The following is a 17,414-nucleotide window of genomic DNA, read 5'->3' on the forward strand; positions in this document are numbered from 1 at the left end:
ACTGGCATCACTGTCTAGTTTCGTTGCAATGCAGAATAAAGAGGACCTCATGGTATCGGGAAACCCGCCACGCCATTCGAAGAGCGCCGACGAGCCGGTCACGATCGACCTCGATGCACAGGAATTTGCCGCTGCAGCCGATACAGAAAAACCGTTAGACAACGAAACCGGCGATGCCGACGGGACCGCCGCTGCCGATGTCGGCCTGCCGCCCGAATCCGAAGCTGCGTCGCATGCCGAACATGAAGACGAGCCTGGAACGGATGTGCCGGAAGAGGAACCGGTAGCCCCGCAACCCTCCTTTACCCCTCCTCCTCCTGAACAGCCCGCGCCGAAGAGCGCCGGCACCTCGGGTCTGATTGCCGCCGGCATCTTCGGCGGCCTCGTAGCGCTGCTTGGCGCCGGCGCCATCCAGTATGCCGGTTACCTCCCGGGCTCCTCTGCGCCGCAGACGACCTCGCCGGAGACTGCCGATCTTGCCGGTGAGATCGACGGCCTGAAACAGGCCGTCGCCAACCTTGCCGCCAATCCGGCGAGCACGGATGACGGTGAGCTTGCGAAACGCGTCGCTGCGCTGGAAACGGCTGCAAGGGCTCCCGCGGCCGACACGCCGGCCGATCCTGTCAATGTCGATGCACTCAACCAGAAGATTGCGGAACTGACCGGTCAGGTCGACCAGCTGCGCTCGACGCTTGCCCAGTCATCCGAGCAGCAGACGACGAGCGGCGCCGATATCAGCAAGCGCCTCGAAGAGGCCGAAAAGAAGCTGAACGAGCCGCGCGAGGACGTCGCCGTTGCCCGGGCGATCGCCGCTGCCGCCCTGAAGGCGGCGATCGATCGCGGTGGCCCGTTCCTGGCCGAACTCGACACTTTCGCCGGCGTCGCGCCCGACGATCCAGCCGTCGCCGACCTCAAAGCCTTTGCCGAGACCGGCATTCCCTCACGCACCGAGCTGGTGGGCGAGGTTCCCGATGTCGCCACCGCGATCGTCGAAGCCGTCAACCAGCCGGACCCGAACCAAAGCTGGTCGGACCGGCTAATGTCGAGCGCCAAGTCGCTGGTGAGCGTCCGTCCCGTCGGCAATATCGAGGGCGAAAGCGTCGAAGCCATTGCCGCCCGTATGGAGGACAAGGTGAAAAGCGGCGACCTGCCCGGCGCCTCCGCCGAATGGAACAACCTGCCGGCTCTCGGCAAACAGGCGTCCGCCGCCTTCAAGCAATCGCTCGAAGCCCGCATTCGCGTCGAGGAGCTGGTCGGCGGGGCGCTGTCGAAAGCGGTTTCCGGCACCGGCAAGGAAGGATAAGACCATGCTGATCCGCCTTGTCGTCTTCGCCCTCTTCGTGCTGCTTCTCGCCTATGGCTTCTCCTGGCTCGCCGATCGTCCCGGTGACCTCTCGCTGATCTGGGAGGGTCAGATCTACCAGACGAAGCTGATCGTCGCCGCCAGCGCGATCATCGCCCTCGTGGCCGCCGTGATGATCGCCTGGTGGTTCGTCCGCCTGGTCTGGACCTCGCCGTATTCGGTGACGCGTTATTTCCGCGCCCGTAAGCGGGACCGCGGGTATCAGGCGCTGTCGACCGGCCTGATCGCCGCCGGCGCCGGCAATGCGCTGCTTGCCCGCAAGATGGCCGCCCGCTCGCGTGGCCTCATCCGCGCCGATCAGGAACCGCTGATCAACCTGCTCGAGGCCCAGGCCGCCCTGATCGAAGGTCGCCATGATGAGGCGCGCGCCAAGTTCGAGGCCATGGCCAACGATCCCGAGACGCGCGAACTCGGCCTGCGCGGCCTCTATCTGGAAGCCCGCCGTCTCGGGGCCAACGAGGCCGCCCGCCAATATGCCGAAAAGGCTGCCGACAACGCGCCATATCTTCCCTGGGCCGCACAGGCGACGCTCGAATATCGCAGCCAGGCCGGCCGCTGGGACGATGCGATCCGCCTGCTCGAACAGCAGAAGGCCGCCCGCGTCGTCGAAAAGGCCGAAGCCAACCGTTTGCACGCCGTGCTCCTGACGGCGCGCGCCGGCGAGAAGCTGGAAAGCAACCCGACGGGTGCCCGCGACGACGCTCTGCAGGCGCTGAAGCTTGCCGCCGATTTCATTCCGGCCGCCCTCATCGCCGCAAAGGCGCTGTTTCGCGAAGGCGGCGTGCGCAAGGCCGCCTCGATCCTCGAACAGGCATGGAAATCGGCACCTCATCCTGAGATCGGCCAAGCCTATGTCAGGGCCCGCAGCGGCGATTCCACGCTCGACCGGCTGAAGCGCGCCGAACGGCTGGAAGGGCAGCGCCCGAACAACGTCGAATCGCTTCTCGTCGTCGCCCAGGCAGCCCTCGACGCGCAGGAATTCGCCAAGGCTCGCGCGAAGGCGGAGGCAGCGGCGCGCATGCAGCCGCGTGAAGCCGCGTACCTGCTGTTGGCCGACATCGAAGAAGCCGAGACCGGAGACCAGGGCCGCGTGCGCCATTGGCTGGCCCAGGCGCTCAAGGCGCCGCGCGATCCGGCCTGGGTGGCAGACGGCTTCGTATCCGACAAGTGGCTGCCGGTGTCGCCGGTGACCGGCCGTCTCGACGCCTTCGAATGGAAGGCGCCCTTCGGCCAGATCGAGGGTGCACTCGAAGACGGTTCGGCGCCAGCCTCGATCGAAACGGCTTTGAAGACATTGCCGCCGCTGCGTGACGTCAGGCCGGAAAGCCCGGTCAACGACCATCGCATCATTGAGTTGGAACGCGCCGCGACGATTGCCGAGGCTGTGCGCCCCACGCCGGCACCAGCACCGGCATCGGCAAAACCGAAACCCGCCGAACCGGCCGTGAGCGATAAAGCGCCGGCGCCGAGCGAGGCGAAACCTTTCTTTGGCGGACTGCCGGATGATCCCGGCGTTCGCGATCCCAGGGTGGAACCGGAACCCAAGACACGGCTCCGTCTTTTCTGAAATGGAACGAAAACCGCATGTTCGAACGCTTTCAGGCATTCTTCCAGAATCTCACCGCCGACCACCCGAAGAAAGGTTTTGCCCCTGATGATCCGCGCATCACAGTGGCAGCGCTCTGCATGCAGGTCATGGAGGCCGACGGCCAGATCAAAGCCAGCGAGAAGAAACGGCTGCGCAAGCTCCTGAAGGAGCAGTATGCGCTCGACGGCAAGCAGCTCGATGCTCTGATGGCCGCCGGCCTCGAGGCCGAAAGCTCCGCCGTCGACTATTATCGCTTCACCGCCGACCTGAAGCGCCATCTCAATACCGAGCAACGGCTGGAGCTGATCGGCATCCTCTGGGACATCGTCTATGCCGATGGCGAACGCAGCGAGATGGAAGACCATGTGATCTGGCGTATCGCCGATCTGCTCGGCGTCTCCTCGCGCGAGCGCATCCAGAAGCGGCAGGAGGCCGCCGCCAGGGTGACGGATGTCCAGGTTGCGCAAGATGATGCCGACTGAGCAAAACCCGAACCGCGACGGGCGCCCGATCCTCATCGTCCTGCATCAGGAGCGGTCGAGCCCCGGCCGCGTCGGCCAGTTGCTCGTCGAAAAGGGCTACCGCCTCGATATCCGTCGCCCGGTTCTGGGCCAGCCCCTTCCGACAACACTGAAAGACCATGCCGGCGCCGTCGTCTTCGGCGGGCCTATGAGTGCCAATGATCCCGATGACTTCGTCAAGAAGGAGATCGACTGGATCGACATTCCGCTCCGGGAAAAGCGCCCCTATCTCGGTATCTGCCTTGGCGCGCAGATGCTGGTCCGTCATCTCGGCGGCAAGGTGCAGTCGAATGCCGACGGCTCGACGGAGATCGGCTGGTATCCGCTGCACCCGACCGAGAAGGGCCGCCTGCTGATGCACTGGCCGAAGATGGTCTATCATTTCCACCGCGAGGGCTTCGAGCTGCCGCGCGGCGCCGACCTGCTGGCCGAAGGCGATGCCTATCCCAACCAGGCCTTCCGCTACGAGGGCAACGCCTGGGGCCTGCAATTCCATGCCGAACTGACCCGGGTGATGATGCATCGCTGGGTCGTGCATGGCGCCCATCGCTTCATCCTGCCGAATGCCCAGCAGGGCCGCGAACATCTCGAAGGCCGCATGCTGTTCGACGCGCCGCTGAAAGCCTGGCTGACCGAATTCCTCGACATCGTCTTCGAAGGAAAGACGGCGAAGGCGGCGTCCTCTATCGCTCTTCGCGCTTAGAGCCTTTCCTGGTCAGATTGAAGCATTCTGCCGGAGCAGGTTTTCGTTAGGGCAGAGGCGATTGGCGAAAGGCATACCTCTTGGTACGTCCGAGCCGATCGCCTCTGATCCTGGCGGAAAGATGCCCGGCCCACCGGCCGCACCGCTTCGCCATGCGAAGCGACAAGTGCGTCCGGCGATTTTAAGTCTTGCAGATTTGCCACGCAAATCTGCGGGAGGTTGGCTGAAACGGGCCGGCTGATCGACCGGCCGGCTTGGCCGTAGAGCTGGGCTACGACGCGCCGGCCGGTCGACCATCCGACTCCGTTTGAGCCAACAGAATGGTTCAAGCTGACCAGGAAAGGCTCTAATCCTTAAATCGATTGCGCTGGGGTAGGCGCGTCGAGCGTATCGATCCGGCGCAATTTGGGGAAACTCGACGCCCAGATCGCCGCCACGACAAGCGTCCCGACCCCACCGATGACGACCGCCGGCACCGCGCCGAAGATCGCCGCCATCGTGCCCGCCCTGAATTCCCCGAGTTCGTTAGAAGCGCCGACGAAGACCATGTTGACCGCATTGACGCGGCCGCGCAGCTGATCCGGCGTCCAGAGCGCAATCAGGCTCTCGCGCACATAGACCGACACCATGTCGGCCGCCCCCATCAGCGCCAGCGCCGCGATCGAGACCTCGGTATTGGTCGATATGCCGAAGATGATCGTTCCGACACCGAACAGGGCGACGCCGATGAACATGTAGATGCCGGCGCGATATTTGAGCGGATAGGCAGCAAGGAAGATCGCCATGACGATGGCGCCAAGTCCGGGTGCGGCGCGCAGCAGTCCGAGGCCCCAGGGACCGAGGGTGAGGATATCGCGCGCAAAAATCGGCATCAGCGCCGTGGCCCCGCCGAGCAGCACGGCGAAGAGATCGAGCGAGATCGCCCCGAGCACCACCTTTTCAGCTCGGATGAAACTGAAGCCGCCGAGGATCATCGCCCAGCTCTTGGTCTCGCCCGAAGTCTTCTGCACAGGTTTCGGGATCATGTAGAGAAGGGCGGCACCGAGCACGGAAAAGATCACCGCTACCGTATAGGCAGTCGGCGCACTGACACCGTAGAGCAGACCGCCGAGCACCGGCCCGGTGATTGCCGCGAGCTGCCAGGACGACGAATTCCAGGCGATCGCATTGGAGAGTACCTCCTCCGGCACGAGATTGGGCGCCAGCGACTGTACCGCCGGCGACATGAAGGCGCGCTCGATGCCGAAGATCAAAAGCACCGCGAAGACAGGCAGCGGCGTAAAGGTTCCCATTAAAGTCATAACCAGCAGCGCCAGCGTACAGAGCGCGCTCACCATCGAGCAGAGGGCCGCGATCGCCCGGCGATTGTACCGATCGGCTACCGAACCGGTGACGAGGATGAGCAGCAGCGACGGCAGGAACTGCACGAGACCGATTAAGCCGAGATAGATCGCGCTGCCCGTCTGGTCGTACATCTGCCAGCCGACGGCGACGCTGACGATCTGCTGCGAGAAGGAAAGCAGGAAGCGCGCGAAGAAGAACCGCGTGTAGGACGAATGCCGGAACGCGGCAAAACGGTCTCCGGTGGGCGAAAACGACATGGAGGTTTTCCGAGGAGACGGGCGCCGAAATAGCTGCAAAGCCGCCCGTTAAACATGATTCACCGCGCGTTTCCACACGGCACTTGCCCGTTTAGTCGCCAATGTCTACATGTCTGTCAACAACGATTTGGAGATGACGATGTATGCGCTGTTGGCAACCATTGATTTAGCTTTGCAAATTTATATTTGGATTTTGATTGCCAGCGCTATTTTCTCGTGGCTCTTCGCATTCAACGTCATCAATTCCAACAACCAGTTCGTCAATCAGATCGGGATGTTCCTGTACAACGTCACCGAGCCTGTTCTACGTCCGATCCGCCGCCTGCTGCCCAATCTCGGGGGCATTGATATTTCGCCGATCATTCTGCTGTTGATAATCTTCTTCATCCGGATGCTGCTGGCCACCAGCATCGCGCCGCTCTTCGGCGTTCGCATTTGAACCGTCCCTGGAAGCAATTTGACGACCATGTCCGCCTCGCCATACGGTTGACGCCAAATGGCGGGCGTGACGCAATCGATGGCGTCGAGGCTGACGGTGAAGGCGATCCGCATCTGAAGGTTCGCGTCACCGCCGTGCCCGAGAAAGGCAAGGCCAACAAGGCCCTCATCCTGCTCGTCGCCGGATCACTTGGCGTTCCCAAATCAAGCGTCAGTCTCGTCTCGGGTGAGACCGCGCGCAAAAAAATCCTCCGGATCGACGGCGATCCGGAGGATTTGGTAAAAAAGCTCGAGATATCTTTAGGCTGAACAATCAGCCTTTCGTCTTCTTGGCGCGCTCGACGGCTTCGAGGATGAGTTCGCCGGCTTCCTTGGAGTCGCCCCAGCCGAAGATCTTCACCCACTTGCCAGGCTCCAGATCCTTGTAGTGCTCGAAGAAGTGCTCGATCTGCTTCAGCGTGATCTCGGGAAGATCGGTGTAATCCTTCACCTTCTCATAGCGCAGCGTCAGCTTCGGCGACGGCACGGCGATGATCTTCTCGTCCTTGCCGGAATTGTCTTCCATCTTCAGGACGCCGATCGGACGCACGTTGATGACGCAGCCGGGAACCAGCGGGCGGGTGCTGGCGATCAGGACGTCGATCGGGTCGCCATCTTCCGACAGCGTGTGCGGCACGAAACCATAATTGCCCGGATAGGTCATCGGCGTATAGAGGAAACGATCGACCACCAGCGTGCCGGCTTCCTTGTCCATCTCATACTTGATGGGATGACCGCCGACCGGAACCTCGACGATAACGTTGACGTCCTCAGGTGGATTATTACCGATTGAAATGGCGTCGATGCGCATAAGAAACTCCCGCGAGGTTGAATGTGCTGGCAGCCAGATAATCAGTTTCATGTGGCAACGCAACATGGCACAGCACCAATGCTTGACTGCACCGGGTCACATTCACATCAAAAGTTTCTAATAGGAGATAGGCGACCGCTGACTCCAGCACCGCACGTCTTTTCGGACACCAAAGGGCGCTGCAGCACTTTGAATTGTGCGTAGACCGTTCAGCTCCAGATGAAGCCGATCTTCTTCAATTGCCTGTGGTCGAAACTTTCCATGCCTTCGCAGAAATCGACACCGCCATGATTGCGGTAGAAGTGGCTGGCGGTCTCGTTATCCTCGAGGCACCAGACGACCAGCCCGTTGCAGCCGAGCGACTTCAACAGCCGGCGCGCCTCGCCGAACAGCATTCTGCCGAGGCCGATGCCCTGATACTCGGGGCGAAGGTAAAGCTCGTAAATCTCGCCTTCCTGCGGCAGAGCGCGGGCGCGGTTGAGGCCGAGCGTCGCATAGCCGGCGACCGTTCCGGCAACATCGAGAACCAGCAGCGTTGCGGGTCCCCGCGTCGCCTTGCGCCACCAGCTTTCGCCGCGCCGCTCGATCATCTGCGTCAGTGCGCGATGCGGAATGATGCCCGCATAGGTGTGTTGCCAGGCAAGCCTGTGTGTTTCCGATATGGCTCGGGCATCTTGCGGCTCGGCCCGCCGGACATCGATCGACAACGTCTTCATAACGTTTACTCTGGTCCCGCCGAAGGCAACTAACCATATGCACAAAGGCATTGTGATCGATTGCCCACAGACTTGATATGTGGACGATGATCAAAAGTTAACGCTTTTTTAACGATTGTCACAAGATGGAATCGACGCGGCGCACAATAAAAAACCCCGGCGCGAAGGCCGGGGTTTCTAAGGATTTCTGAAAGATTGCGACGCGCTCTAGGCTCTCAGAGCGCCGCCTTCGTCTTTTCGAAACGCTTGCGATCGTTTGCGTCGAGATACATCTTGCGCAGACGAATATTCTTCGGTGTCACTTCCATCAGCTCGTCATCCTGGATCCAGGAGAGCGCGCGATCAAGCGTCATGCGGATCGGCGGCGTCAGCTTCACCGCTTCGTCCTTGCCGGCGGCGCGGATGTTGGTGAGCTGCTTGCCCTTCAGGACGTTGACTTCAAGGTCGTTGTCGCGCGAATGGATGCCGATGATCATGCCGGCATAGACCTTTTCGCCCGGCTCGATGATCATCGGGCCGCGATCTTCCAAGTTGAACATCGCATAGGCGACAGCTTCGCCGGGAGCGTTGGCGAGCAGCACGCCGTTGACGCGGCCACCGATCACACCCTTGTAGGGCTGATAGTCGTGGAACAGGCGGTTCATGATCGCCGTGCCGCGCGTATCCGTCAGCAGCTCCGACTGGTAGCCGATCAGGCCACGGGTCGGTGCGTAGAAACGCAGGCGGAGACGGTTACCGCCCGACGGACGCAGCTCGACCATTTCGGCCTTGCGCTCGGACATCTTCTGCACGACGACACCGGAATGTTCTTCGTCGACGTCGATGACGACTTCTTCGACCGGCTCCAGAAGCTGGCCGCTTTCATCCTTGTGCATCACGACGCGCGGACGCGACACGGCAAGCTCGAAGCCTTCGCGACGCATGGTTTCGATGAGAACGGCGAGCTGAAGTTCGCCACGGCCGGATACGTAGAACGAATCCTTGCCTTCGGCTTCTTCGATCTTCAGGGCGACGTTGCCTTCCGCTTCCTTGAAGAGACGGTCGCGGATGACGCGGCTCGTCACCTTGTCGCCTTCGGTGCCGGCCAGCGGGCTATCGTTGACGATGAAGGACATGGTCACAGTCGGCGGATCGATCGGCTGCGCCTGCAGCGGCTCGGTGATCGAAGGATCGCAGAAGGTGTCGGCAACCGTGCCCTTGGAAAGGCCGGCAATCGCGATAATATCGCCCTGATGCGCTTCGTCGATTGCCGTGCGCTCGATGCCGCGGAAGGCGAGGATCTTGGAAATACGGCCGGTTTCGATCGTCTTGCCGTCGGCGTGGAGAACCTTCACGGCCTGGTTCGGCTTGATGGAACCGGAATTGATACGGCCGGTGATGATGCGGCCGAGGAAGGGGTTGGCTTCGAGGATCGTGCCGATCATCGTGAACGGACCTTCGTGGACGGTCGGCTCCGGAACATGCTTGAGCACCAGGTCGAGAAGCGGCGTAAGACCCTGATCCTTCGGACCTTCCGGATTGACGTTCATCCAGCCGTCGCGACCGGAACCGTAGAGGATCGGGAAGTCGAGCTGCTCGTCGGTCGCGTCGAGGTTGGCGAAAAGATCGAAGACTTCGTTGATGACTTCTTCGTGGCGGCCATCAGGACGGTCGATCTTGTTGATCGCGACAATCGGACGAAGACCGACCTTCAACGCCTTGGAGACAACGAACTTCGTCTGCGGCATCGGGCCTTCAGAGGAGTCGACGAGAACGATCGCGCCATCCACCATCGAGAGAATGCGCTCGACTTCACCGCCAAAGTCGGCGTGGCCGGGGGTGTCGACGATGTTGATGCGGACACCCTTCCATTCCACCGAGGTCGCCTTGGCGAGAATGGTGATGCCGCGTTCTTTTTCGAGATCGTTCGAGTCCATCACGCGTTCAGCGACACGCTGATTTTCGCGGAACGAGCCGGACTGCTTGAGAAGCTCATCCACCAGGGTCGTTTTGCCATGGTCAACGTGCGCGATGATCGCGATATTGCGAAGTGACATATGTGAAATCTCTGAGGCTGGGGCGCACGCTCTAGAGGGCGCGCCTATTAGTTTGGGGCGTCCATACAGTTTTTTTTGCGGTTGCGAAAGGGGGGAACGCGCAAAAGCTGCGGCAAGGCTGTCGCCCCGCCGCATCATAGCGTGTCATCAAATTGTCTTAGGCGTCGCTGCCTGTCAATTGCTCGAAGGTCGAAAGTCCCTTTTTGACGAGCATCGCATCCGGGCTCGGCAGCTTGCCGCGGAACGCCTTGTAGGCGTCTTCCGGATCAACCGAACCGCCGACGGAATAGATATTCTCTTTGAGCTTGCGCGCCATCTCTCCGTTGAAGGCGTCTCCCGTCTCCTCGAAGGCGGCAAAGGCATCGGCGTCGAGCACCTCCGACCACATGTAGGAGTAATAGCCGGCCGAATATCCGCCGGAGAAGATGTGCTGGAAGTGCGGCGTCGCATGGCGCATGACGATCGACTTCGGCATGCCGATCTCGGCCAGCACCTCGCCCTGCACCGCCATCGGGTCTTCGACGGTTGTTCTCGTGTGAAACGCCATGTCGACCAGTGCCGACGAAGTGAACTCGACCGTATTGAAGCCGGCGTTGAAAGTGCGGGCTGCAAGCACCTTCTCGAGCAGGGCCTGCGGCATCGGCTCGCCGGTTTCGACATGCACGGCATAGCGCTTCAGAATATCGGGCACCGTCAGCCAGTGCTCATAAAGCTGCGACGGCAGCTCGACGAAATCGCGCGAGACGCCGGTGCCCGCAACCGAGGGATAGGTGACGTTCGAAAGCATGCCGTGAAGCGCATGGCCGAATTCGTGGAATAGCGTGCGGGCATCGTCGAGCGACAGCAGCGCCGGCTTGCCTTCCGCCGGCTTGGCGAAGTTGCAGACATTATAGATGATCGGCAATTCACCGTGGCGGCCGTTCTTCAGCTCCAGCCTGTGCTGCGATTGCAGCGAGCTCATCCAGGCGCCTGAGCGTTTCGAGCTGCGGGCGAAATAATCGCCAAGGAACAGGGCGACGAGCTTGTCCTCGCGGTCCCTGATTTCGAACACCCTGACATCCGGGTGATAGGCGGCCACGCCCTTCTTCTCGACGGCCCAGATGCCGAACAGCCGGCCGGCCACGTCGAAGCAGGCTTCGATGATCTTCTCGAGCTGCAGATAAGGCTTGAGCTCGGCCTCGGAGAAATCGAACTTCCGCGCCCGGATCTTTTCGGCATAGTGGCGCCAGTCCCAGGGCATCACCTCGTGGTTCCGGCCTTCCTCGGTGATCAGCGCCGCAATATCGGCCTCCTCCTCGCCGGCGCGTTTCACCGCCCGCGCCCAGACGGCCTTGAGCAGGCCGTTCACCGCATCCGCCGTCTTCGCCATCGTGTTGTCGAGCTTCAGCTCGGCGAAATTGCCGTAGCCGAGCAGTGTCGCCACTTGGTGGCGCAGCGCCAGCGTTTCCCTGACGACGGCGCGATTGTCCGTCTCACCGTCATTTTCGCCGCGCGCCACCCACGCCTTGAAAGCCTGCTCGCGCAGATCGCGGCGCTCCGAGAAGGTGAGGAAGGGCTCGATGATCGAGCGTGACAGCGTCACCGCATATTTGCCCTCTTCGCCGCGTTCGCGCGCTGCTGCCGCCATCGCGTCGCGAAGGAATTCCGGCAGGCCCTCGAGCTCGGCGCTGTCCGAAAGGACCAGTGCCCAGGCCTTTTCGTCGGCCAGCACGTTCTGGCCGAACTGCGTCCCGAGGCCGGCAAGCTTTTCATCGATCGCCGCGAGTTTTTCCTGCTCGGCCTTATCAAGCTTGGCGCCCGATTTGACGAAGCCTTTCCAGTGGCGTTCCAGCACGCGTGTCTGTTCGAGCGTCAGGCCAAGGCTCTCGCGGTTCTCCCAGAGCGTGTCGATGCGGGCAAAAAGCGCTGCATTCATCCCGATCTTCGAATAGTGGCGCGACATCTTCGGCGAGATCTCCCGCTCCAGAGCCTGGATCACATCATTGGTATGCGCGCCCGCCTTGTTCCAGAACAGCGCGGAGACACGCGACAGCGCGTCGCCGGCAATCTCCAGCGCCACGACCGTATTGTCGAATGTCGGCGCATCGCCGTTTCCGGCGATCTCGTCGATCTCCCTTTCATGCGCGGCAAGCGCGGCTTCGAAGGCGGCGGCAAAATCACCGTCATCAACAGCATCGAAACGCGGCAGGCCGTGAAGACCGTCCCAGGTCACCAGCGCCGAATTAAAGTCATGTGGAGAAGGCATCGGAGAATTCCTTTTGGCATGCAGATGGATCGTCAATATAGGAGGGCTGTCGTAGAATTGGTATGTTGCCGGGAAGGACCTTTTGCCCCGCCTGCCAAATTTGGCGGGCGCCTGCCAATTCTGGTGGACAACAATTGATACGTGAAAATTAACCAATCGTTAACGATTGACGCGAATCACGCGCAGGCGCTAGTTTTCTGATGTTCTTCTTGTAAGGGGACATGCGCCATGGAAATTTTTTCTGTGCGGTCTTCTCAGAGTTTGCTTTTTAAGAACAATCCTAATAACGCAAAAAGTTCGAAGACCTCTGATATTGAAATCGAGACCAGAGCTCCCGCCTTGGCCTCGTTCCAGATCGAAGACGATGTTGGCGAAGGCCCGGATTTCACCGCGGTCAGCCCTGGAGAGCTGCGCAATTACGCACGCCAGAGTTTCGACAGCGGCCTGATCGATCAGAATACCTACGCCGCGATCTCCGAACCGCTACCGATGCATGCGATCGATCCGCTCGGCAACATCATCGATCTCTCCAGCGTCACCGACGGCACCAGCTTCAATTTCCTCGACTATTACAAGAATCAGCTGCAGATCGCCATGTCGATCGGCGATCCCAATGAGGTCCAGACGTTGAAATCGATCGTCAATTTCCTGGATGGCTGATCGGACCATGATGCCGAAAATCTAGGTCAGGCCTTGCGCCAGCCGAGCAGGCCGGGCGTTGCGTGCCAGAGCGCCTGCGCGGCAAATCCCATGAAAAGCACGCCCGAGCAGCGCACGATCAACCGCTCATGGGCACGATAGAAGCGCCGCACCGTACCGGCGCCGATGATGCCGATCAGGATGATGTCGGCAGTCACGAAACCGACGAACGACACGACGAGCAGCACCGGCAACGCCTCGAAATCGAGCGCGCCGGCCGAGCCTGCAACGAGTGCGGTGAAGGTGGCGAGCGCCACCGGATAACCCTTCGGATTGGTGACGCCGAAGATCAGACCGCGGCGAAACGGCCGCTCGACCACAACAAGCGCCTGCCCCTCCGCTTTCGGCTTGGCATTGACGGCGCTCCAGCCGATCCAGGCGAGGTAGAAACCGCAGGCAAGGCCGAGCAGGTCGAAGACGAAGGTTCCGATCGTTTTTGCGCCGACGATCGCGATCAGCGCCAGCGACGACCAGATGAGGTCCCCGACCAGATGCCCCATCATAAAGAGGGCGCCGGCCTTGCGGCCCTGCCCCGCGCCGATGCCGAGCAGTTGTAGAAAGGCGGGTCCCGGAATGAGCACGTAAAAGAGCGCCGCCAGAAAGGCGCCGAAGAGCAAAGACTGCGTCATGGAAATGCTCCGGAGGATGATGACAGCAGACTAAGCGATCACGGCCATCCGTCAAGGGTAGTTGCACTGCAATGAAATGCGGGATTAGGTAAGGTAGCAAGCGCTACCTGGCGGCGGCTTTCGGCTCGTAGCGGACTTTTTTCGTTGTCGAAGAGATGGCGGCCTTGCGCCCTCAATCCAGTCATTGGCGTTTGCGCTAACGGAATCGAAAGCAGACATTCACTGCTGACGCGCACGACTGCGCGTATGGATTCGTTCCCGACTCTTGCCCCAAGACGCTCCCGAAAAATGGAGGGAACAAGGATCCCGGTCAGGATCAAGTTGTCTGACTGATCTCGGCGCACCGCTGCCGCTTCTTCTGCGGCTCGCAAGACAGAGCCGTCCGCGATGACCCGCATGTCTCTTGCGCTACTGGGCAAGGTAACCGCCGTCGATGTTCAACTCGACGCCGGTAACGTAGCTTGCCTCCTCGGAAGCTAGATACAGGCAGCCATAGGCGATCTCGATCGACCTGCCACCGCGCTTCATCGGGGTTGCCGCGATGACAGCTTCATTGAGCTCTGGCGCCTGTGCATCCGTCAGCGGCGTGTGTACGAAGCCCGGATGCACGGAGTTGACCCGGATCCCGTCGGATACGTACGTCATCGCCGCGTTTTTCGACATGTTGCGGACAGCACCTTTGGCGGCATGGTAGGAATGCGCACCCGCAACCGCTGCACTGCCCCAGATCGAGGAGATGTTGACGATCGAACCTGCTTGCTGCTTGCGCATGACGCGAATTGCTTCCCGCATGCCGAGGAAGACACCAGTCTGGTCGACGGCGATCATCTTCAGCCAGTCCTTCATCTCCAGCTTGTCGAGCGGCTCGTAGGCGATAATGCCGGCATTGTTTACAAGCACGTCAAGTCGGCCATGTTTCCTGACGATCGCGGCAACGACCGTTGCCCATTGCTCTTCGCTGGTCACATCAAGCGTCATTGCTTCGACTGCGTCGGGATATAGTTTTTCGGACGGCTTGATGTCGCCGGCGACGACGATGGCGCCCTCGCTATTGAACAGATCCGCGACTGCGAAACCGATACCACCTGCGGCTCCTGTGACCAATGCAACCTTGCCCTTGAGTCTCATCTCGCAGCTCCTTCTTGGCTTGATGGTGTCGTGTGCAAAAGCGGCGCCTGCGGCGCGGCGTGTTCTTCTCCGAGCAATCCGCGATGGCCCTCGTTCGCCGACGTCTAGTTTCGTGGGAAGTGTGCTAGTCGCCAGCCGGCGCGAGGATCTGCATTCGCATCACTTTCACTCCGCCATCGGCGAGTTCGGGCAGCTTGGCAAACCACTCCTTCACATATGGCATGGCGTTATGAGCCTCAAAGTCGGCTTCGTTGGCGAATATCTCGTAGAAGATGAAGTGTCCGGGGATCTCACGATTCTCCTGAAGAAAATAGACGAGGTTTGCGGGATCGCTGCGGACAAGGTCAATGAGAGGAAGCGTGACGGCCCGTAGTTCGGCCTCCTTGCCCGGTTTGGCACGGACCTCGGCAACAACCGAATAGGCCCCGCTTGCAATTTTGGCATAGCCCTGGGCCGGGCCTTCCTGTGCGAGCGCTTCCGTTTGGAGAACGGGTCCCGCGAGCAGGCCCCCGAGCAGAATAGCCGAAGCCTGCAGCCGCAGCGTTGTGATCATGTCGTTTCTCCTTATCTTGCCAAGCGCGGTAAGATGGCCCGCTGGCCAAATCCGGGTGCTGGCTTGCAAAGTGATGCTGATGCCTTTTGCGCTTACTTCGCGCTTGCAAGTTGCAGATGCGCCGCCAATGCATCGGCAAACCGCTTTTTCACGGGTCCAAGCGCCTTCACGAATTCTAGTTGCTCCCCCTCCGGCCCCTTGCAATAGATCAGTTCCCAGCCGTCCGATGGCGCAACGGTCACCTTATTGGTGTTGGCGCTCTGGGGGGCCTCCTTTCGTTCGTCTTCAGTCGAAACACGTATGATGCGATTTGCCCGCACCTGCGTCATGCCGCGCTGCGCGGACTCCGCCTCGAGATCGGCGATGAACTGGTTGAAGTCGACATCGTCCCGGACGTAGAAGCAGATGTGCATCATGCGGGGAAATGCCGGGCTCATGTGCTCCACGGGTTCAGCGAAAGCCTTGGGGCCGCCCATCGGTTGGTCGGCATCGCGATACTGCAGGAGTTCGATCACGACGTTGTCGAACTGGATGAATCGCACATCGAGCCGTTGAGCGCCGCCCCTCAGATCGGGCACGCCGATTGTCCGCGGATTGACGCCGAGCTGATTGGCCAAGATTTCCTGGTCGGCAAGCAGCGTGTTCTGCACGGCGTCGCCTTGAAAGTCTCCATGGCGAAAGACTTCGGTCCCACCGAGTACGGCCGTGTAAAATTCGAACGCGCGTTCCATGTTCTGCACGGTCAAGCCGAAATGCTGTACGCCCTGGAGCCGGGCACCGAGCGAATTTGAATCGCGGGTTGCGACGGACGTTTCTTGCGCGGACGCAGTTGCGTTGACCGAGAGGGCACCGGTAATTCCGCCGATCGCAACTCCTCCGGCGGCGCGAAGGATGGCGCGGCGCTTCGGGTCGTCCGGTTGGTTATCTGGTCTTTGCTCGCGAGACATCGATGCCTCCTGTTGTTCGGGGGGTGACTGCCCGAATATTAGCGCTCCAGCACTTGCGAGGGGCGTTAAGATCGGTGAAATTTGGTGAATCGAGCAGCGATCCGCTAAGCACGATGCCGACAACCTGGTGTCTTGCTGCAAGCGGACTGCGGCCCCCGACCGGCGCCAACAAGGGTTCACATGGAAATGGACACGACAGCGGGGCGGGCCAGACGGATTGCAATCGTGCTGGGGTCCGGCGCGGGGATGTATTTCAGCATCGGGATCGTGCTGATCTATGGCTTTAGCGTTTTCATCGTGCCAATCACCGCGGATACCGGCTGGGATCGGACCGTGGTGGCGGCGGTCGTCGCACCGATAGCCATCGTAAACGGTCTTATGTCGCCTGTAGTAGGGGCGTTGACGGATCGGTTCGGTCCGCGCCGGGTGCTTGCCGTATCATCCGTGTCGATGGCGATCGGCCTGATCGGGGTCGGAATTGCATCGCAGAATCTGACCACATTCATCGTGGCCGTCGCCGTGGCAAGCCTTGTGGGTGCCGCGCAGACCGGCGTGCCCTACACCTATGTGGTGGTCGGATGGTTCTCCGCGCGACGCGGTCTCGCACTGGGTGTCATGCTTTCCTTCGTGGGGCTTGGGATCGCAACGGTTCCTCCGTTCCTTGCATTCCTGATTTCCGAGTGGGGCTGGCGCTTTGCCTTCATGGCAGCCGGTCTGATATCGATGGCGGTCACGCTTCCCGTCGCGCTTTTCGTTATTCGTGATCCACCCGTGCTTCAGCGACCCGACCGCGCAGGGGGCGAGGGCCACACTGTTCGCCAAGCGGTGGAAACGGCAAGCTTCTGGTTGATGCTGGGCGCGTTCTTTCTCAACTACTTCGCCGCTGCGGCCGGGTCTATCTCACTCCCTGTCGTGCTAGCGGATCGCGGAGCCGATCCGGCAACGGCGGCCTTGGTCATGAGCTTTGTGGGTGTGTCCTTCATTGTCATGCGTCTCGGTTTCGGGGCCTTGCTTGATCGATTTCCTCCCGTCCCATTGACCAGCCTGGCCTTTCTGTCACCCGTTGTCGGCCATCTTGTTCTGTTGAATTCCGATGGCCTGATCCCGGTCTATGTCAGCGCCGTCTTTTTCGGCCTCGCCACTGGAGCGGAGGGCGACGCGATCGGCTATCTTCTGGCGAAACGCTTCGGGATGCGAAGCTTCGGCAAGCTCTTCGGGATCAATTACATGGCTTTGACGTTTGGCGCAGGTCTCGGACCGGCCTTGCTACATATCGCAGCGGCCGATGGCGCCAGCTATTTCAAGGCCTTCTCGATCTTTGCAGGCATTGCCGTGATCGCACCGGTGTTGCTGATCCTGGATCGTCGAACGCGATCGCTTACTGCTCGGGACTAGAT

Annotated in this window: 17 protein-coding genes; 8 read left to right on the forward strand and 9 right to left on the reverse strand. The window is 60.8% G+C overall.

The window, feature by feature from the left end:
* Positions 1-28 precede the first annotated feature (28 nt).
* From B5P46_RS30395 to B5P46_RS30410, 4 genes are read left to right on the forward strand one after another with little or no spacing between them, the layout of a single operon-like run.
* Positions 29-1,303, forward strand: coding sequence for a COG4223 family protein (locus B5P46_RS30395; protein ID WP_206735432.1), 1,275 nt, complete (start codon positions 29-31; stop codon positions 1,301-1,303).
* A 4-nt stretch (positions 1,304-1,307) separates the two neighbouring features.
* Complete coding sequence (locus tag B5P46_RS30400) at positions 1,308-2,930, forward strand: heme biosynthesis protein HemY (RefSeq protein WP_129421978.1); 1,623 nt, start codon at positions 1,308-1,310, stop codon at positions 2,928-2,930.
* 17 nt (positions 2,931-2,947) lie between these two features.
* A complete protein-coding gene (locus B5P46_RS30405; RefSeq protein WP_129421979.1) occupies positions 2,948-3,433 on the forward strand; it encodes a TerB family tellurite resistance protein in 486 nt (161 codons plus the stop codon).
* Entirely contained in the window at positions 3,402-4,175 is a 774-nt protein-coding gene (locus B5P46_RS30410) for a glutamine amidotransferase (RefSeq protein ID WP_129421980.1), read from the forward strand. Before B5P46_RS30405 ends, B5P46_RS30410 begins: the two co-directional genes overlap by 32 nt.
* A gap of 353 nt (positions 4,176-4,528) precedes the next feature.
* Here B5P46_RS30410 and B5P46_RS30420 read toward each other — a convergent pair whose 3' ends face one another.
* On the reverse strand, positions 4,529-5,776 hold the full coding sequence (locus B5P46_RS30420) for an MFS transporter (protein WP_129421981.1): 1,248 nt from the start codon (positions 5,774-5,776) through the stop codon (positions 4,529-4,531).
* A 109-nt stretch (positions 5,777-5,885) separates the two neighbouring features.
* On the opposite strand from B5P46_RS30420, the gene B5P46_RS30425 reads away from it, so the two are divergent.
* Entirely contained in the window at positions 5,886-6,215 is a 330-nt protein-coding gene (locus B5P46_RS30425; RefSeq protein WP_129421982.1) for a YggT family protein, read from the forward strand.
* Positions 6,212-6,523 (forward strand): DUF167 domain-containing protein, encoded by a 312-nt coding sequence (locus B5P46_RS30430; RefSeq protein ID WP_129421983.1) that lies wholly within the window; start codon positions 6,212-6,214, stop codon positions 6,521-6,523. The genes B5P46_RS30425 and B5P46_RS30430 overlap by 4 nt, the downstream gene beginning before the upstream one ends.
* A gap of 4 nt (positions 6,524-6,527) precedes the next feature.
* On the opposite strand, the gene ppa is transcribed toward B5P46_RS30430, so the two are convergent.
* The 4 genes from ppa to B5P46_RS30450 form a co-directional block, all read right to left on the reverse strand.
* Positions 6,528-7,064, reverse strand: a complete 537-nt coding sequence (gene ppa, locus B5P46_RS30435) for an inorganic diphosphatase (protein WP_112906684.1) — start codon at positions 7,062-7,064, stop codon at positions 6,528-6,530.
* Positions 7,065-7,273: 209 nt separating this feature from the next.
* A complete protein-coding gene (locus B5P46_RS30440) occupies positions 7,274-7,780 on the reverse strand; it encodes a GNAT family N-acetyltransferase (RefSeq protein WP_003543622.1) in 507 nt (168 codons plus the stop codon).
* Between the two features lie 215 nt (positions 7,781-7,995).
* A complete protein-coding gene (gene typA, locus B5P46_RS30445) occupies positions 7,996-9,816 on the reverse strand; it encodes a translational GTPase TypA (protein WP_129421984.1) in 1,821 nt (606 codons plus the stop codon).
* A 157-nt stretch (positions 9,817-9,973) separates the two neighbouring features.
* Positions 9,974-12,061 carry a M3 family metallopeptidase gene (locus B5P46_RS30450; RefSeq protein ID WP_129421985.1) on the reverse strand — a complete coding sequence of 696 codons (2,088 nt, stop codon included), beginning with the start codon at positions 12,059-12,061 and terminating at the stop codon, positions 9,974-9,976.
* 228 nt (positions 12,062-12,289) lie between these two features.
* Between B5P46_RS30450 and B5P46_RS30455 the strand changes: the two genes are divergently transcribed.
* A complete protein-coding gene (locus B5P46_RS30455; protein ID WP_129421986.1) occupies positions 12,290-12,721 on the forward strand; it encodes a hypothetical protein in 432 nt (143 codons plus the stop codon).
* A gap of 26 nt (positions 12,722-12,747) precedes the next feature.
* Here the strand turns inward: B5P46_RS30455 and B5P46_RS30460 are convergent, their stop codons facing one another.
* The 4 genes from B5P46_RS30460 to B5P46_RS30475 form a co-directional block, all read right to left on the reverse strand.
* On the reverse strand, positions 12,748-13,389 hold the full coding sequence (locus tag B5P46_RS30460; RefSeq protein ID WP_011653872.1) for a LysE family translocator: 642 nt from the start codon (positions 13,387-13,389) through the stop codon (positions 12,748-12,750).
* A gap of 408 nt (positions 13,390-13,797) precedes the next feature.
* Positions 13,798-14,517, reverse strand: coding sequence for an SDR family NAD(P)-dependent oxidoreductase (locus tag B5P46_RS30465; RefSeq protein ID WP_114431352.1), 720 nt, complete (start codon positions 14,515-14,517; stop codon positions 13,798-13,800).
* A 124-nt stretch (positions 14,518-14,641) separates the two neighbouring features.
* Positions 14,642-15,070: a putative quinol monooxygenase gene (locus B5P46_RS30470; RefSeq protein ID WP_114431353.1), complete on the reverse strand. Its 429-nt coding sequence runs from the start codon at positions 15,068-15,070 to the stop codon at positions 14,642-14,644.
* Positions 15,071-15,162: 92 nt separating this feature from the next.
* Entirely contained in the window at positions 15,163-16,017 is an 855-nt protein-coding gene (locus B5P46_RS30475; RefSeq protein ID WP_129421987.1) for a VOC family protein, read from the reverse strand.
* 180 nt (positions 16,018-16,197) lie between these two features.
* Between B5P46_RS30475 and B5P46_RS30480 the strand changes: the two genes are divergently transcribed.
* Positions 16,198-17,412 (forward strand): MFS transporter, encoded by a 1,215-nt coding sequence (locus B5P46_RS30480; RefSeq protein WP_245456328.1) that lies wholly within the window; start codon positions 16,198-16,200, stop codon positions 17,410-17,412.
* Positions 17,413-17,414: the final 2 nt, after the last annotated feature.

Source organism: Rhizobium leguminosarum, assembly GCF_004123835.1.
Taxonomy (GTDB): Bacteria; Pseudomonadota; Alphaproteobacteria; order Rhizobiales; family Rhizobiaceae; genus Rhizobium; species Rhizobium leguminosarum_M.

What these genes read in the sequence shown, in the direction of transcription:
- B5P46_RS30395 (WP_206735432.1), top strand. Translation starts at nt 29, where the DNA reads ATGCAGAATAAAGAGGACCTCATGGTATCGGGAAACCCGCCACGCCAT.
- B5P46_RS30400 (WP_129421978.1), top strand. Translation starts at nt 1,308, where the DNA reads ATGCTGATCCGCCTTGTCGTCTTCGCCCTCTTCGTGCTGCTTCTCGCC.
- B5P46_RS30405 (WP_129421979.1), top strand. Translation starts at nt 2,948, where the DNA reads ATGTTCGAACGCTTTCAGGCATTCTTCCAGAATCTCACCGCCGACCAC.
- B5P46_RS30410 (WP_129421980.1), top strand. Translation starts at nt 3,402, where the DNA reads ATGTCCAGGTTGCGCAAGATGATGCCGACTGAGCAAAACCCGAACCGC.
- B5P46_RS30420 (WP_129421981.1), bottom strand. Translation starts at nt 5,776, where the DNA reads ATGTCGTTTTCGCCCACCGGAGACCGTTTTGCCGCGTTCCGGCATTCG.
- B5P46_RS30425 (WP_129421982.1), top strand. Translation starts at nt 5,886, where the DNA reads ATGTCTGTCAACAACGATTTGGAGATGACGATGTATGCGCTGTTGGCA.
- ppa (WP_112906684.1), bottom strand. Translation starts at nt 7,064, where the DNA reads ATGCGCATCGACGCCATTTCAATCGGTAATAATCCACCTGAGGACGTC.
- B5P46_RS30440 (WP_003543622.1), bottom strand. Translation starts at nt 7,780, where the DNA reads ATGAAGACGTTGTCGATCGATGTCCGGCGGGCCGAGCCGCAAGATGCC.
- typA (WP_129421984.1), bottom strand. Translation starts at nt 9,816, where the DNA reads ATGTCACTTCGCAATATCGCGATCATCGCGCACGTTGACCATGGCAAA.
- B5P46_RS30450 (WP_129421985.1), bottom strand. Translation starts at nt 12,061, where the DNA reads ATGCCTTCTCCACATGACTTTAATTCGGCGCTGGTGACCTGGGACGGT.
- B5P46_RS30455 (WP_129421986.1), top strand. Translation starts at nt 12,290, where the DNA reads ATGGAAATTTTTTCTGTGCGGTCTTCTCAGAGTTTGCTTTTTAAGAAC.
- B5P46_RS30460 (WP_011653872.1), bottom strand. Translation starts at nt 13,389, where the DNA reads ATGACGCAGTCTTTGCTCTTCGGCGCCTTTCTGGCGGCGCTCTTTTAC.
- B5P46_RS30465 (WP_114431352.1), bottom strand. Translation starts at nt 14,517, where the DNA reads ATGAGACTCAAGGGCAAGGTTGCATTGGTCACAGGAGCCGCAGGTGGT.
- B5P46_RS30470 (WP_114431353.1), bottom strand. Translation starts at nt 15,070, where the DNA reads ATGATCACAACGCTGCGGCTGCAGGCTTCGGCTATTCTGCTCGGGGGC.
- B5P46_RS30475 (WP_129421987.1), bottom strand. Translation starts at nt 16,017, where the DNA reads ATGTCTCGCGAGCAAAGACCAGATAACCAACCGGACGACCCGAAGCGC.
- B5P46_RS30480 (WP_245456328.1), top strand. Translation starts at nt 16,198, where the DNA reads ATGGAAATGGACACGACAGCGGGGCGGGCCAGACGGATTGCAATCGTG.